The 14,832-nt window shown below is 65.5% G+C and carries 14 protein-coding genes; 8 read left to right on the forward strand and 6 right to left on the reverse strand.

Going from position 1 to position 14,832, the window contains the following annotated elements:
- Positions 1-205: 205 nt before the first annotated feature.
- Genes AB4118_RS05175 through AB4118_RS05185 form a run of 3 tightly spaced genes read right to left on the reverse strand, consistent with a single transcriptional unit; the run spans position 206 to position 2,451 of the window.
- A complete protein-coding gene (locus AB4118_RS05175) occupies positions 206-1,270 on the reverse strand; it encodes a DUF2332 domain-containing protein (protein ID WP_441488724.1) in 1,065 nt (354 codons plus the stop codon).
- Positions 1,271-1,284: 14 nt separating this feature from the next.
- The gene (gene acpS / locus AB4118_RS05180) at positions 1,285-1,689 is read right to left on the reverse strand and encodes a holo-ACP synthase (protein WP_441488725.1); all 405 of its coding nucleotides are present in this window, start codon (positions 1,687-1,689) and stop codon (positions 1,285-1,287) included.
- A 9-nt stretch (positions 1,690-1,698) separates the two neighbouring features.
- Positions 1,699-2,451: a pyridoxine 5'-phosphate synthase gene (locus AB4118_RS05185; RefSeq protein WP_441478369.1), complete on the reverse strand. Its 753-nt coding sequence runs from the start codon at positions 2,449-2,451 to the stop codon at positions 1,699-1,701.
- A 193-nt stretch (positions 2,452-2,644) separates the two neighbouring features.
- Between AB4118_RS05185 and AB4118_RS05190 the strand changes: the two genes are divergently transcribed.
- The 6 genes from AB4118_RS05190 (at position 2,645) to AB4118_RS05215 (ending at position 9,697) form a co-directional block, all read left to right on the forward strand.
- A complete protein-coding gene (locus AB4118_RS05190; RefSeq protein ID WP_441488726.1) occupies positions 2,645-4,396 on the forward strand; it encodes an ATP-binding protein in 1,752 nt (583 codons plus the stop codon).
- Positions 4,397-4,493: 97 nt separating this feature from the next.
- Positions 4,494-4,886 carry a DNA-directed RNA polymerase subunit omega gene (gene rpoZ / locus AB4118_RS05195; protein ID WP_069877018.1) on the forward strand — a complete coding sequence of 131 codons (393 nt, stop codon included), beginning with the start codon at positions 4,494-4,496 and terminating at the stop codon, positions 4,884-4,886.
- 148 nt (positions 4,887-5,034) lie between these two features.
- Positions 5,035-7,242, forward strand: coding sequence for a RelA/SpoT family protein (locus tag AB4118_RS05200; protein WP_441488844.1), 2,208 nt, complete (start codon positions 5,035-5,037; stop codon positions 7,240-7,242).
- A 217-nt stretch (positions 7,243-7,459) separates the two neighbouring features.
- Positions 7,460-8,044 (forward strand): orotate phosphoribosyltransferase, encoded by a 585-nt coding sequence (gene pyrE, locus AB4118_RS05205; RefSeq protein WP_113518167.1) that lies wholly within the window; start codon positions 7,460-7,462, stop codon positions 8,042-8,044.
- Between the two features lie 177 nt (positions 8,045-8,221).
- Positions 8,222-8,842 carry a LabA-like NYN domain-containing protein gene (locus tag AB4118_RS05210; protein WP_441488727.1) on the forward strand — a complete coding sequence of 207 codons (621 nt, stop codon included), beginning with the start codon at positions 8,222-8,224 and terminating at the stop codon, positions 8,840-8,842.
- A 120-nt stretch (positions 8,843-8,962) separates the two neighbouring features.
- Entirely contained in the window at positions 8,963-9,697 is a 735-nt protein-coding gene (locus AB4118_RS05215; protein WP_441488728.1) for a superoxide dismutase, read from the forward strand.
- A gap of 95 nt (positions 9,698-9,792) precedes the next feature.
- Here AB4118_RS05215 and smpB read toward each other — a convergent pair whose 3' ends face one another.
- The 3 genes from smpB to dapA are packed head-to-tail and all read right to left on the reverse strand — an operon-like array spanning position 9,793 to position 11,526.
- Entirely contained in the window at positions 9,793-10,266 is a 474-nt protein-coding gene (smpB, locus tag AB4118_RS05220) for an SsrA-binding protein SmpB (protein WP_441488729.1), read from the reverse strand.
- Entirely contained in the window at positions 10,263-10,580 is a 318-nt protein-coding gene (locus tag AB4118_RS05225) for a hypothetical protein (RefSeq protein ID WP_441488730.1), read from the reverse strand. The genes smpB and AB4118_RS05225 overlap by 4 nt, the downstream gene beginning before the upstream one ends.
- 52 nt (positions 10,581-10,632) lie before the next feature.
- A complete protein-coding gene (dapA, locus tag AB4118_RS05230; RefSeq protein WP_441488731.1) occupies positions 10,633-11,526 on the reverse strand; it encodes a 4-hydroxy-tetrahydrodipicolinate synthase in 894 nt (297 codons plus the stop codon).
- A gap of 172 nt (positions 11,527-11,698) precedes the next feature.
- Between dapA and AB4118_RS05235 the strand changes: the two genes are divergently transcribed.
- Complete coding sequence (locus tag AB4118_RS05235; RefSeq protein ID WP_441488732.1) at positions 11,699-13,780, forward strand: transglycosylase SLT domain-containing protein; 2,082 nt, start codon at positions 11,699-11,701, stop codon at positions 13,778-13,780.
- Between the two features lie 133 nt (positions 13,781-13,913).
- Complete coding sequence (locus AB4118_RS05240; RefSeq protein ID WP_441488733.1) at positions 13,914-14,807, forward strand: alpha/beta fold hydrolase; 894 nt, start codon at positions 13,914-13,916, stop codon at positions 14,805-14,807.
- Positions 14,808-14,832: the final 25 nt, after the last annotated feature.

A 14,832-nucleotide genomic window follows, 5' to 3' on the forward strand; every position in this document is an offset into this window, starting at 1 on the left:
GTCAAGATGGCGCCGGCTCGGTCCGGCGCCTCGCTTCCTATGGCTCGAACGGGTCGGGTGCGCGCAGCTCCGGCCCGTTTTGCGTTGTCGATCTAGATCATCGGACAGGAAACCGCGTCCGGTCCGATGATCTAACCCTTTGTGTTTGCATCGGCTTTGTCCCGAAAACCGCAATCCACTTTTCGGGCCGACGCTCTAACCCGCCTCAGTGCCACTCGACCCAGCGGCCGTGATAATCGGCGCGCCCGAGTTCACGCTCCACTGCCCCCGGCCATTGCGTCAGGGCGACCGCGGCATGGCCAGGCTTGCCGTCCGGCTCCATGCGCAGCCAGGCCAGCGGGCGCTCGGCGGTCGCGGCAGCGCCCGCCGCAGCCATGGCCGCAACGATGCGCTGCTTGGTCGGCTCGGGCAGATATTGCCACATGATCGTGTGCATCAGCATGCGGGCGCTGCCCGGCGCGGCCGCCTCGGCCAGCCGCGCCTCGACCCAGGCGGCAGCATCGGCTCGCTCAACGCGCCACGAGGCAGCAGACGCCGCATCGAAGGCTGCTTCGGTCGTGTGCAGGCGGTCGGCCTGATCCGGCCAGATATAGGAGAGGACGCGGGCGCGATCGGCCGGTTGCGATGGGTCGAGCGGATTGAGGTCGCAGGCACGCCGCGCCGCAACGCGAAGCGCGGCATCGAGCGGAGGCAGCCTGCCGCGCCATTCGCTGCGGATGGTGACCGGCGCATCGTCGCGCCCCCAGCTGGCGGCACCAAATGCGTAGCGATAACGCTCGAAACCGAGATTGAGCCCGGCGCTCGCGCCGATCTCGATCAGATCAAGCGGCAAGCCGGTATCGCGGGCAACGATCAAGGCGCCCCCGAGCAGCACGGCGCAGCGCTTCACCTCATTAGTCTGCGGGGCGCTGTCGAGATAGGCGGCAAGATCCGCATCATGGGCGTCGATGGCTGCGGCAAGGCCGCTCCACAATGCGTCCGCGCGGGCAAGAGCCGGCGGGTAGAGCGCCTGCAGTGACGGCATCGTTCCGGAGCGCGCCAAGGCGTTGAAGGCACCGGCTGCCCGCAAGGGCAGCGCGTCGGCAACGGGGTCGCCCGGCCAGCCAAGCGCGCGCCGGCCAAAACCACTGGTTTGATCGAGCCGCTCCGCCATCACCTCGCAGAACAGGGCCGTGAAGGGGGATCCAAGCCTGCGGCAGGCCTCGACCTGCCCTCTGAAGCTCGCGCGGGCACGCTCCTCGCGTTCCGCGTCGCCGACACCACCAGACATGCCCGTACTCCCTGTCAGGGAAGAAGCGGTCGCGCCTCGATCACGACGAAAGCCTGCGCCATTGGCGGATCATCGGTCAGCGAGACATGGACGAAGGCTTCATGCCCTAGCGGCAGCATCGCTGCGAGGCGCTCGGCGGCGCCGCCGGTCAACCGCATCGTCGGCTGGCCGCCGGGCAGGTTCACCACCTCCATATCGCGCCAGAACACGCCGCGACTCAGACCGGTGCCGAGCGCCTTGGAGCAGGCCTCCTTGGCGGCGAAGCGGCGGGCATAGGAGGCCGCCCGGGTGGCGCGGCGGTCCGACTTGGCCCGCTCGCCCTCGGTAAAGATGCGATGGGTGAAGCGCTCGCCGAACCGCTCCAGCGATTGCTCGATGCGGCGGATATCGCAGAGGTCGGAGCCGATGCCGAGGATCATGCAGCCGGTCTACTTGGCCGCGCGCCCTTCGTCCATGGCTGCACGCATCTGCACGATCGCCTGCTCCAAGCCGATGAAGAGCGCCTCGCCGACCAGGAAGTGGCCAATATTGAACTCGACGAAATCGGGAACGACCGCCAATTCGCGCGCGGTGTCGTAATCGAGCCCATGGCCGGCATGAACTTCGAGTCCAAGCGAGGCCGCAAGCGCAGCCCCTTCGGCAAGACGGCGGAACTCGGCATCGGCCTTGTCCCGCTTGCCGTCGATGACGGCATGGCACCAGGTTCCGGTATGCAGCTCGACCACCGGCGCGCCGAGCTTGGCCGCCATCCTGATCGGAGCAGCATCCGGCTCGATGAAGAGCGACACCCTGGAGCCCGCCGCGTTGAGCTGCGCGATCGCTGGCGCCAAAGCACGCTCCTGCCCGACGACATCGAGCCCGCCTTCGGTCGTGCGCTCCTCGCGTTTCTCGGGTACGAGGCAGGCCGCATGCGGCTTCAGGCGCTCAGCCAGCGCGATCATCTCCGCCGTGGCTGCCATCTCGAAATTCAGGGGCACGGTGAGTTCGGCCATCAGCCGCTCGATGTCGGCATCGCGGATGTGGCGCCGGTCTTCGCGCAGATGCGCCGTGATGCCGTCGGCTCCGGCCTCGACCGCAAGATGCGCGGCGCGGATGGGATCGGGCAGGGCTCCGCCACGCGCATTGCGCACCGTAGCAACGTGATCGATGTTCACGCCCAGTCGCAACCGGCCATTTGTCATCACAAGTCCCCTCGCCCGTTGCCAGCGTGCATACCGCCTGGCCCGGTCCGGCTCAAGGCACGGAAATTGATCGGCAAGACCACGTTCGCTGATGGATATCGCGAGAGCTTTCCCAGGCTTCTTCGTGATTTGCTAACCGCGCCGCCAAGCTGCCGCGGCTTGGAAACCAATCTTAAGCGCGCACGCTCCTTTCATGCCTGACCCAGATCAGATCGAGAGACCCAGGGCCGTGCAGATTTCCGTCAATCAGGGCCAGTTCGAAAACGATATCATTCCGGACCGTCGCACCGCCGGCCAGGTGGCCGACCGGTCGATCGGCCGCGTTCTGTCATGCAATGGCGCGCGTGCGACGATCGGCACCATCATCCCACGCGCCGGCACGGCAACGCCCGAGGCCTGGACGATCGGGCGGATGATCTCGATCAATCTCGGCCGCAGCCGGATCGTCGGCATGGTCTATGAGATCAAGGCCGTCAGGGAATTCTGGGACGAACTGGCCGACAATCCCGTCCATATCGAAGTGGAACTGCTCGGCGAGGTGCTGGAAACCGAGGGCGGACGCACCACTTTCCAGACCGGCATCACCACCTATCCGCCAGTCGGCGCGATCGCGCACCGTATCCGGGCCCATGATCTTGCTCTGGTGCATGACCTCGGCGCCAGGGCCGGCGTCGCCATCGGACACCTGACGCAGGATGCCGCCATTCCGGCGACGGTCTGCATCGACGATCTGCTGTCGCGCCATTTCGCGCTGGTCGGCACGACCGGCGTCGGCAAGTCCAGCGCCGTCTCGCTGCTGCTGCGCAAGGCGATTGCCGCCAAGCCGCATCTGCGGGTGCTGATCCTCGATCCGCACAACGAATACGCCCACGCCTTTCCCGACAAGGCCGTGGTCACCGATGCGCAAAGCCTCGACCTGCCCTTCTGGATGTTCCGCCTCGAAGAATTTGCCGATGTCGTCTTTCGCGGCCGTCCCGATCTCGACGAGATCGACATCCTGCGCGAGGTCATCGCCGCGGCCCGCGCCCGCTATCGCAAGCCCGCAGCCCAGGATTTCGCACGCGACCTCGGCGCCTCGCTGCTGAAGCGGCCGCTCGATCCGACGGCGCGGCGGTCGGCGGCCGGGGGCGCAGCCTCCAGCGGCGACGCCCCCCTGCCCTACAGGATGGTCGACGCGCTCGCCGTCCTGGACGAGTTGATGGGGCTCCATGAGATCCGTTATCCGCGGGCCGCGCTGCGATCGCTGAAGGTCCGCCTCGAAGCGCTCTATGGCGACCCGAGCTACCAGTTCATGTTCGCGCGCGCGAACATGGTCGAAGGCATGGGCCAGGTGATCGGCCAGATCTTCCGGATTCCGCAGCATGGCCGGCCGATCTGCGTGTTCCAGCTCGCCGGGCTGCCGGCCGATGTCGTCAACGCCGTCGCATCCGTGCTGGCGCGCATCGCCTTCGACCTCGCCATGTTCAGCCATGGCGGCTACGAGGTGCTGCTGCTCTGCGAGGAGGCCCATCGCTATGTGCCGGCGGATCAGTCGCTCGGCTTCACACCGACCCGGCAAGCCATCGCCCGCATCGCCAAGGAAGGCCGCAAGTACGGCGCCTATCTCGGCGTCGTGACCCAGCGCCCGGGCGAGCTCGATCCCACGATCCTGTCGCAATGCTCGACCATTTTTGCGATGCGGCTCGCCAATGACCGCGACCAGCAGATCATCCGCTCGGCCATTGCCGACGCCTCGGCGAGCACAATCGGCTTCCTCTCGGCCATCGGCAATCGCGAGGCGATCGCCTTCGGCGCGGGCGTGGCGACGCCGATGCGCATGCGCTTTGCCGAGCTTGCGCCGCATGAGCTGCCGGCGATGGCGGGGGGATCGATCCTCGACGGCCTGGCCCATCGTGAGCCCAGGCTCGACGAGCTGGTCAGCCGGATGCAGGGCGAGAGCTGGTAAGCGCGCGCAGCAAAATCTTGCATCCGCCCGGCTTTGCCTGTATGGCCGGCTCACATCAATCTTTCCCTGCATCGCCAAGATCAGAAGGAGCCGTTCAATGGCTCGCGTTACCGTTGAGGACTGCATCGACAAGGTCGAGAACCGCTTCGAGCTGGTTCTGCTGGCCAGCCACCGCGCCCGCATGATCGCTTCGGGCACGCAGATTCTGGTTCCCCGCGACAACGACAAGAACCCCGTCGTGGCGCTGCGCGAAATCGCCGAAGAGAAGCTCACTCCCGAAGATTTGAAGGAAGAGCTGATCCACTCGCTACAGAAGCATGTCGAGGTCGACGAGCCTGAGGCCGAGACCGTGCCGCTCCTGACCAGCGGCCCGTCCAGCGCAGCGACGCCCGATTCGGAAGTCCAGTTCGATCGCATGAGCGAGGAAGATCTACTGCGCGGCCTCGACGGCCTCGTGCCGCCGACCGAGAGCGCCGACGACGAAGACTGATCAAAGCGTTCACCAGTCTACGCTAAAGCCCGGCATTGCCGGGCTTTTTCATGCCTACCCTGCATAGAATCGCCTTGCCCCGCCGGAACGCCGTGCCGATATTGAACCTTTGCAATTCTTGGCAGGCGTTACAGGGGCCCGCATGGGCATGATGCGGCAATACGAGCTCGTTGACCGGGTCAGGAGCTATAATCCGAATACCGACGAAGACCTGCTCAACCGAGCGTATGTCTATGCCATGCGCGCGCATGGCACACAGAAGCGCGCCTCGGGCGACCCCTTCTTCGCGCATCCCCTCGAAGTCGCGGCGATCCTGACCGATCTCAAGCTGGACGATGCGACGATCGTCGCCGCCGTCCTGCACGACACCGTCGAGGATACGGCAGCCACTCTCGAAGAGATCGAGAGTATGTTCGGGCCGGATATCCGCCGGCTCGTCGACGGCCTGACCAAGATCAAGAAACTCGACCTCGTCTCGAAGAAGGCGGCCCAGGGCGAGAATTTCCGCAAGCTGCTGCTGGCCATCGCCGAAGATGTCCGGGTGCTCCTGGTCAAGCTCGCCGACCGGCTGCACAACATGCGCACCCTGCATTTCGTCCCGCCCGAGAAGCGGCTGCGCGTCGCCGAGGAGACGGCCGAGATCTATGCCCCGCTCGCCGGGCGGATGGGCATGCAGGAACTGCGCGAGGAGCTGGAAGAACTGGCCTTCCGCCATATCAAGCCGGAAGCCCACTCCACCATCACCAAGCGCCTGGAAGAGGTGACCGAGCGCGAAGGCTCCGTGATCAGCGCGATCGAGATCGATCTCAAGGAGAAGCTGGCCGCGCGCGGCATCCAGGCGGAGGTCGCCGGACGACGCAAGCGCCCCTACTCGATCTGGCGCAAGATGGAGCGCAAGTCGGTCTCCTTCGAGCAGCTTTCGGATATTTTCGGCTTCCGGGTCATCGTCGACCAGCTGGAGGATTGCTACCGCGTGCTCGGGATCGTCCACACGACCTGGCCGATGGTTCCGGGGCGCTACAAGGACTACATCTCGACGCCAAAGCAGAACGACTATCGCTCGATCCACACCACGGTGGTCGGCCCGGGCCATAGCCGCGTCGAACTGCAGATCCGCACAGACAAGATGGACCGCATCGCCGAGTACGGCATCGCGGCCCATGCCCATTACAAGGACGGACGGACCACCGAGCTCTCCGGTGCGGCCGATGAAAGCCGGGCCTATCAGTGGCTGCGGCGCACCGTCGACCTGCTCGCAGAGGGCGACAATCCGGAAGAGTTCCTGGAGCACACCAAGCTCGAACTCTTCCACGACCAGGTCTTCTGCTTCACGCCCAAGGGCCGGCTGATCGCCCTGCCGCGCGGGGCGACCCCGATCGACTTCGCCTATGCGGTCCATACCGATGTCGGCAACACCGCGGTCGGTGCCAAGATCAATGGCCGCATCGCGCCGCTGCTCACCGAGCTGCAGAATGGCGACGAGGTCGAGATCACCCGCGCCGACGGGCAGGTGCCCCCCGCGGCCTGGGAATCGCTCGTCGTCACCGGCAAGGCGCGCGCCGCGATCCGAAGGGCGACGCGCGCGGCCGTGCGCAAGCAATATGCCGGCCTTGGCCGCCAGATCCTCGAACGCGCCTTCATGCGCGCCGAGCGTGTCTTCACCGACGAAAAGCTCAAAGCGGCGCTCAAGCGGCTGGCCCGCACCGCCGTCGACGACGTGTTCGCCGCTGTCGGGCGCGGCGAGATGTTCTCGGGCGACGTCGTCAAGGCGGTCTATCCCGATCTCGAGCCGGAGAAGCGGTCCACGCCCGAAGCCCGTGGCGAAAGCAACGGCAAGGGCTGGTTCGAGCTGCGCAAGGGCGACAATCTCAAGTTCAAGCTGCCCGGCGAGACGCCGGGCGACAATGCCATCCCGATCCGCGGCCTCGGCGGCGATCTGCCGGTGCGCTTCGCGCCGAATGGCGGTGCCGTGCCGGGCGATCGCATCGTCGGAATCCTGACGCCTGGCGAAGGCGTGACGATCTATCCGATCCAGTCGCCTTCGCTGGCGGCCTTCGACAACGAGCCCGATCGCTGGCTCGACGTGCGCTGGGACCTCGACGACAAGACGCCCCAGCGCTTTCCGGCGCGCATCGCCCTCAACTCGATCAACGAGCCCGGCTCGCTGGCGCAGATCACCACCACCATCGCCGAGCATGACGGCAATATCGATGCGGTGACGATGGTGCGGCCGACGCCGGACTTCACCGATGTCACCATCGATCTCACGGTCTGGGACCTGAAACATCTCAGCGCCATCATCAGCGAGCTGCGGGAGAAACGGGTGATCAGCCGGATCGAGCGCGTGGTCGGCTAAAGCATCGGCCCGAAAAACGGATTGCGGCTTTCGGGCAAGCCCATGCAATCGGAGGCGGTCAGATCATCGGACCGGATACGATATTCCGGCCGATGCGCTGGCGGCCTTCCACAGCTCCGCTCGGGCCCACGCTTGAAACGCAGGCCATTCCGGCGCAAAAGCACTCGCCTGTGCCCGTCGCAGGCAATGGGATCAACTCCATCTGCGAGGCGCACCGATGACCGACGACGAGGTCCTGGCCGAATTCCGCGATGCCGGCGCATTGCTTGAAGGTCATTTCATCCTGTCTTCCGGCCTGCGTAGCCCGGTCTTCCTGCAGAAGATGTTCATCTTCCAGGACCCGGTCCGCACCGAGCGGCTCTGCAAGGCGCTTGCCGCCAAGATCGAAGCCACATTCGGAAAGGTCGACTATGTCGTCTCGCCCGCGGTCGGCGGCATCGTGCCGGGCTACGAGACAGCACGGCACCTCAAGGCCAAGGCGGTGTTCGTCGAACGCGAGGACGGACAGTTCAAGCTGCGCCGCGGCTTCGCCATCCCCGCCGGTGCGCGCGTGGTGATGGTCGAGGACATCGTCACCACCGGCCTCTCCTCGCGCGAATGCCTGGCCTCGATCGCTGGTGAACCTGGCCAGATTCTCGGCGCCGCTTGCCTGGTCGACCGTTCCGCCGGCAAGGCCGATCTCGGCGTCAGACTGGTCAGCCTCGTCGCTCTCGATATCCCGGCTTATGCTCCTGACGCGCTGCCGCCCGAGCTCGCCGCCATCCCGGCGGTCAAGCCCGGCAGCCGGGGGCTCGCCAGCTGAAGGGCCCTGCGGGGCTCAAGGAAACTGACCAGCCTGAGCAAGCGCACTTGCAAGACTCCAGCAAGTGGCCACATAATTAGTGCTTGGCTGATCAGAATTCGCCGATCTTTCGACATTGCCTGACCGCTATCCTTTCGATCTGACGTATTTGATTCGATTTTTACTGGAGTCGTTCCCATGGCGGAGCCGCGCATCGCGCTTTTTATCGATGGGGCAAACCTCTATGCCACATCGAAGCAGCTTGGCTTCGACATGGATTACCGTCGACTGTTGAAGGAATTCCAGGCACGAGGCAACCTCATCCGGGCCTTTTACTTCACTACGTTGGTCGAAAGCGAAGAGTACTCGTCGATCAGACCACTGGTCGACTGGCTCGACTATAACGGCTACCGGGTCATCACCAAGGCGGCCAAAGAATTCACCGATGCGACCGGTCGCCGCCGGGTCAAAGGCAATATGGACATCGAGCTCGCCATTGAAATGCTCGAACTAGCGCCGCATCTTGACCAGATCTACTTGTTCTCGGGCGATGGTGACTTTCGCCCACTGGTTGAAGCCGTGCAACGCAAGGGTGTAAAGGTCTCGGTGGTCTCGACCATCACGACCAATCCCCCCATGGTCTCAGATGAGTTGCGCCGCCAATGCGACGAGTTCCTCGACCTTTCGCATCTCATGGCGAAAATCGGGCGCGACCCCTCGGAGCGCGCGCCGCGCAGTGGCGCTGCGGGCACGCCCGGCCATCCCGGACTGGAACGCCGTTATGGCATCCGCCAGGGCGACGAACCGGTCGAAGGCTGATTTCGGCACGCCACTGACGTGTGGTCAGGGGCTGTGATACGACCGTTGGAGCGAGGCCCCAGGCCGTCATGTGATTCGGCCGGGCCGGCTATGGCAACAACGGGACTGGGAGGCCTCATCATGCATCGCCGTCATTTTCTCGCCGGGCTCGCGGGGAGCTCCGCGGGCGTTTTCGTCATCGCCAAGCCCGCCCTCGTCCTGGCGCAGGCTACGCCTGCTCCCGCCGCACCGGCGGCTGCACCCGCCTTCACGTTGCCGCCGCTCGGCTATGCCTATGAGGCGCTGGAGCCCAATATCGACGCCGCCACCATGCGCATCCATCACACCGCCCATCATCAGGCCTATGTGAACAACGCCAACGCGCTGGCCAATCAATGGGCGGACCTGAGGACGACGCCAATCGAGACCGTGCTGGCCGATCTCAGCGCGGTTCCCGAGAACGTTCGCACCGGCGTCCGCAACAATGTCGGCGGCCACTGGAACCATACGTTCTTCTGGGAACTGATGACGCCGGGCGGCGCGGAGCAGCCCTCACCCGAACTCAAGAGCGCGGTCGAGGCCTCGCTCGGTTCGGTGAGCGATATGGCGACCAAGCTCAACGCCGCCGCCCTGGGCCGCTTCGGCTCCGGCTGGGCCTGGCTGGTCGTCGGCAAGGACAAGAAGCTCGCGATCGTCAGCACCGCCAATCAGGACACCCCGCTCGAACTCGGCGCCAAGGCGGTCGTCGGTGTCGATGTCTGGGAACACGCCTATTATCTCAAGCACCAGAGCCGCCGCGCCGACTATCTGGCGGCGTGGTGGAAGACGGTGAACTGGGACAAGGCCAACGCCAATTTCAAGAAGGCGATGATCTAACCTTCTGTTTTTGGATGGACGCCCTGAGAAGGAAAAAGGGCCGCTCGCGCGGCCCTTTTTCCGTGACGATCGCCCTTTCGGAAAGCCCTGTCGGTTCAGCCGCCGGTTTTCATGATCCGCGCCTTGTCGCGGTTCCAGTCGCGGGTCTTTTCGGTCTCGCGCTTGTCATGCAGCTTCTTGCCGCGGCCAAGCCCGAGTTCGACCTTCGCGCGGCCCTTGTCGTTGAAATAGACCTTGAGCGGGATCACCGTGAAGCCGTCGCGCTGGATCGCGCCCATCAGCTTGTTGATCTGACGACGATGCAGCAGCAGCTTCCGCGGCCGGCGGACATCATGGTTGAAGCGGTTGGCTTCGAGATATTCCGGGATATGGGCGTTGAACAGATAGAGTTCGGTCCCCATCGGCCCGGCATAGCTCTCCCCGATCGTCGCCTTGCCACCGCGCAGGGACTTGATCTCCGTGCCCTGCAACGCGATGCCGGCCTCGAGCGTCTCGATGATCTCGTAATTGTAACGCGCCTTGCGGTTATCGGCCGCGAGGCGATAGCGCTCGGGATCAGGCTTGCTCATGCCGGGTGACCAAATCCATAGGTCTTCACGAGACCCGCCATGGCCTGCGACACCGTTTCGGAGTCAGCACTCAGGCCGTTGAGAACTCCCAGCCTGTCGGCGTCCTGCCGGTTCTGGCTGAGCTTGAACTTGCCGATGATCGAGGCGATCTCGATTTCGATGCCGACAATGCCGCGGGCCTGCGCCGCAATGAACGGCTCGGGGGCGGCGAGAAGGCCGTCGGCGCCGGCCGCCACTATGGCGAGCGGATACGCGCGAATGACGCCGTGCAACGCGTCCCGGTCTTCAACCTTGAAATGGCTCGGTTCGTACATCAGCGGCTCCGGGGCGGTTCGCCGAGCACCCCGGGCGAACGCAACTCTCTATCTAGGCATTCAACAGCCCGGCGTGAACCATGGCCTCGCGGATAACCTTGCCGGTCGGGGGCGTCACCGGCATCAGCGGCAGGCGAACCTCCTCCTCGATCCGGCCGAGCAGCTTGAGCCCATGCTTGGCGCCGGCAAGGCCCGGCTCCTTGAACACCGCGTCGTGCAGCGGCACGAGCCGGTCCTGGACCTTCAGCGCACCAGCGAAATCGCCCTTGAGCGCGGCCACCATCAATTCGGAGCAGAGGCGCGGCGCAACATTGGCGACAACCGAGATGCAGCCATGGCCGCCGGCCGCCATATAGGCCAGCGCCGTCATGTCCTCGCCCGAGAGCTGGATGAACTCCGGCCCCATGGCGTGGCGCTGCTGCGAGACGCGGGCGAGATTGGCGGTCGCGTCCTTGACGCCCGCGATGTTCTTCAGCTCGTAGAGCCGCGCCATGGTCTCGACCGACATGTCGACCACCGAGCGCGGCGGGATGTTGTAGATGATGATCGGGATGCCGACCGCGTCGTTCACCGCCTTGAAGTGCTGGTACATGCCCTCCTGGGTCGGCTTGTTGTAATAGGGCGTGACCACCAGCAGCGCCGGCGCACCGGCCTTCTCGGCATGGATCGCGAGGTCGATCGCCTCGGCCGTGTTGTTCGAGCCGGCTCCGGCGATGACGGGAACGCGACCCTTTACCGCATCGAGGCAGATCTCGATGACCCGCTTGTGCTCGTCATGGCTGAGCGTCGGGCTCTCGCCGGTGGTGCCCACGGGCACGAAGCCATGGCTGCCGCTTTCAATCTGCCAGGCGATCAGCGCGCGCAGGCCATCCTCGTCGATCCTGCCGCCCTTGAACGGGGTCACCAAGGCTGTGAGCGAGCCGGTGATAGGCGCATGCTTGGTCATGATCGAGCCGTCCTAAGAACAAAATCCGTGTGTAGCGGGCGACAGACATACCGCCTCCCACCGCATGCGCAAAGGCGAAAGCCCGTCAAAAATCGCTTGCACGTTAGTTAACGGTCCATCAAGACCCTTCGCCGACCATCGAAGTCCAAGCGCCATCCCGGGGAAATCCACCATGGTACGGCTGCCTGCCTCTCGACGGCTCCTTTCATGGGCCGTGCCTGCACTCCTTGTGACTGCGAGTGCCCAAGCGACCAACGACGCCGACCACGTCCTGCAGAAGGACCGTGTTGCGGCCATTGCCGATCCTGCGACGACGGCGACGCTCCTGCGCTCGCCCGACGAGCAGTTGCGCGCCGACGCGCCAGCCGATCAGGGCGCTCTCAAGACTGCGGTCGAGGCCTATCGCCGTGGTGCGGTGACCGAGGGCGATGCCCTCGCCTCGGCCTTCGACGACCGCGCGACGCGCGCCATGCTCGAATGGGCCGCGATCCGCTTCGGTGGCAGCACGGTGGGCTTTTCCCGCATCAACGCCTTTCTCGAGACCTATCCGAACTATCCGGCAACGACATTGTTCCGCCGCCGCGCCGAGGCCGCGCTGATTGCCGAGAAGAAGAGCGTGGCCGTGATCCGGGCCTTCTTCCATGCGCAGCGCCCGATCAGCCCGGTCGGCCGCGTGGCGCTGGCCATGGCCCTGAAAGCTGACGGCAAGCCCGACGATGCGATGGCGCTGATCCGCGAGACCTGGCGGCGCGACCATCTCGGCGCGCCGCTGGAAGCGATCGTCCTGAACAGCTTCGGCGACCGGCTCACAGTGACCGACCATCGCCTGCGCACGGAACGCTATCTCTTTGAGGAGAACAATGCGGCGGCGCTGCGCAATGCCGCGCGCGTCTCCACCGATTATGTCCTGCTCGCCAAGGCGCGGCTCGCCAGCGCGCAGTCCAAGGGCACGATCGCGCCCGCACTGATAGCGGCCGTGCCGGCGTCGCTCCGCAACGATCTCTCCTTCACCTTTCTGCAGGTGCAGCAGGCCCGACGCGCCAACAAGGCCGGCGAAGCCGCGCAGATTCTCGCCAAGGTGCCGCGCGACCCGGCCCTGCTCGGCGATGGCGACGAATGGTGGACGGAGCGGCGCCTGATCGCGCGCAAGCTTCTCGACGAGGGCGATGCCGCCAAGGCCTATGAGGTCGCAGCCGGTCATGGCGCCGAAGGCGCCGCCGAGCGCATCGACGCGGAATGGCACGCAGGCTGGATCGCGCTGCGGTTTCGGGATCAGCCCGGCCTGGCTCTCGCCCATTTCGACGAGGCAGCCAAATGGGCGGAAACGCCGGTCTCGGTCGCGCGCGTCGCCTATTGGCAAGGCCGCGCGGCCGAAGCGATCGGGCTGAACGAGCGCGCCCAGGAAGCTTATGAGCGCGCGGCGGCTCATTCCGTCGCCTATTACGGTCAGCTTGCCCGGGCCAAGCTCGGCCTGCCGGACCTGCCGATCCGCACGACGGAATCGGCGGCGCTCGAGCATTTGCCCGGTCATCAGGGTGTGCGCCTGCTCTACCAGATCGGCGCGCGCGATCTTGCAGCCACCATGCTGGTCGATCTGTCGCAGCGCCTGCATACGACGACCGCGCTGGAAGCCGTGGCCGCGATCGCCAGCCGTGAGGGCGATGTCAGGACCCTGCTGACGATCGGCAAGACCGCCCTGCAGCGCGGCTTCCCGCTCGACACCGCCGCGTTCCCCACCTCCGGCGTGCCGGACTTCCCGGTGCTGGGCGACCCAATGGAGCGGGCGATCGTCCACGCCATCGCCCGGCAGGAGAGCGCGTTCGATCCCAATGCGGTCTCGCATGCCGGTGCGCGCGGGCTGATGCAGATGATGCCGGCGACGGCCCGGGAAACGGCACGGCGCGCCAATATGCCGTTCGACCTTCCGCGGCTCGGCAGCGATGCGCTTTATTCGGCGCAGATGGGCGCCGCCCATCTCAACGACCTGATCCGGGAATGGCGCGGCTCCTATATCCTGAGCTTCGCGGCCTATAATGCCGGCTCCGGCAATGTGAAGCGCTGGATCGACGCCTATGGCGACCCTCGCAAGAGCGATGTCGATGCCGTCGACTGGGTCGAACGCATCTCGATCTACGAGACCCGCAACTACGTCCAGCGTGTGATGGAGAACCTGCAGGTCTACCGGCAGAGGCTGAACCAGCGTACCGCCTATCTGATCGATTACGACCTGAAGCGGACCTGGACGCGGGATTAGGCGGGGGCTCCGGCCCTTCACGGCCGGAGCCCCCTCGCCTGCTCCGTTCCGGCGGATTTTCTTGACTGGGACCAGTGCCCATTTCGCCTGAAGATGCTTTAGTCCAGCCTCTTGCAGCGCCGCCGGAGGGCGAATGGATTCTGATAGCGGTTTCCGCTCCTTCTTTATCAGTGCCCGCGACGGCCTGAAGCTCCACGCCCGCGATTACGGCCCCCTCGCCTCGCACGCCCTGCCGGTGGTCTGCCTGCCGGGGCTGGCGCGAACGGCCGCCGACTTCCACGAACTGGCGATGGCGCTGGCAGGGGACGAGGCCAAACCCCGGCGCGTCCTGGCGCTCGATTACCGCGGGCGCGGGCGCTCCGCCTATGACAGGAACTGGGCCAATTACGATATTCGCGTCGAGCTCGACGACATGATGCAGCTGCTCACGGCGGCCGGCATCGAGGCCGCCGTGTTCGTCGGAACCTCGCGCGGCGGCCTGCTGACGATGGCGCTGGCGGCGGCGCGCCCGACCATGATCAAGGGCGTCGTCCTGAACGATGTCGGCCCGGTAATCGATGCGCGCGGATTGCTGCGGATCCGCGGCTATGTCGGCAAGCTGCCGAGCCCGCGCAGCTTTGTCGAAGGCGCCGAAATCCTCAAGCGCCTGTCTGACCAGCAATTCCCGGCTTTCGGCGAAAGGGAATGGGAGATAATGGCGCGACGGACCTGGACCGAGCGCGATGGACATCTCGTCACCGATTACGACCCCAATCTGATGAAGATCCTGGAGGAACTCGACCTCGAGGCGCCGCTGCCCGTGCTCTGGACCTATTTCGCCGGACTGAATGCCGTGCCGATTCTGGCGATCCGTGGCGCCAATTCCGATCTTCTCTCGGAGGAGACGCTGCGCGAGATGGGGGAGCGCCATCCCGATTGCGAGATCTTCGTCGCACCGGGACAGGGCCATGCGCCCCTGCTCGGATCGAAAGACATGGTGCGGCGCATCGGCAAGCTGATCGGCAAGGCGGAGAAGCGCGCCGCCTGAGTCTTGGGCCGGCCCAATCCCCGGC

The sequence above is a fragment of the Allobosea sp. 2RAB26 genome, from assembly GCF_052115465.1.
Taxonomy (GTDB): domain Bacteria; phylum Pseudomonadota; class Alphaproteobacteria; order Rhizobiales; family Beijerinckiaceae; genus Allobosea.

What these genes read in the sequence shown, in the direction of transcription:
- AB4118_RS05235 (WP_441488732.1), top strand. Translation starts at nt 11,699, where the DNA reads ATGGTACGGCTGCCTGCCTCTCGACGGCTCCTTTCATGGGCCGTGCCT.
- AB4118_RS05225 (WP_441488730.1), bottom strand. Translation starts at nt 10,580, where the DNA reads ATGTACGAACCGAGCCATTTCAAGGTTGAAGACCGGGACGCGTTGCAC.
- dapA (WP_441488731.1), bottom strand. Translation starts at nt 11,526, where the DNA reads ATGACCAAGCATGCGCCTATCACCGGCTCGCTCACAGCCTTGGTGACC.
- AB4118_RS05240 (WP_441488733.1), top strand. Translation starts at nt 13,914, where the DNA reads ATGGATTCTGATAGCGGTTTCCGCTCCTTCTTTATCAGTGCCCGCGAC.
- smpB (WP_441488729.1), bottom strand. Translation starts at nt 10,266, where the DNA reads ATGAGCAAGCCTGATCCCGAGCGCTATCGCCTCGCGGCCGATAACCGC.
- AB4118_RS05175 (WP_441488724.1), bottom strand. Translation starts at nt 1,270, where the DNA reads ATGTCTGGTGGTGTCGGCGACGCGGAACGCGAGGAGCGTGCCCGCGCG.
- AB4118_RS05185 (WP_441478369.1), bottom strand. Translation starts at nt 2,451, where the DNA reads ATGACAAATGGCCGGTTGCGACTGGGCGTGAACATCGATCACGTTGCT.
- AB4118_RS05215 (WP_441488728.1), top strand. Translation starts at nt 8,963, where the DNA reads ATGCATCGCCGTCATTTTCTCGCCGGGCTCGCGGGGAGCTCCGCGGGC.
- rpoZ (WP_069877018.1), top strand. Translation starts at nt 4,494, where the DNA reads ATGGCTCGCGTTACCGTTGAGGACTGCATCGACAAGGTCGAGAACCGC.
- AB4118_RS05200 (WP_441488844.1), top strand. Translation starts at nt 5,035, where the DNA reads ATGATGCGGCAATACGAGCTCGTTGACCGGGTCAGGAGCTATAATCCG.
- pyrE (WP_113518167.1), top strand. Translation starts at nt 7,460, where the DNA reads ATGACCGACGACGAGGTCCTGGCCGAATTCCGCGATGCCGGCGCATTG.
- acpS (WP_441488725.1), bottom strand. Translation starts at nt 1,689, where the DNA reads ATGATCCTCGGCATCGGCTCCGACCTCTGCGATATCCGCCGCATCGAG.
- AB4118_RS05190 (WP_441488726.1), top strand. Translation starts at nt 2,645, where the DNA reads ATGCCTGACCCAGATCAGATCGAGAGACCCAGGGCCGTGCAGATTTCC.
- AB4118_RS05210 (WP_441488727.1), top strand. Translation starts at nt 8,222, where the DNA reads ATGGCGGAGCCGCGCATCGCGCTTTTTATCGATGGGGCAAACCTCTAT.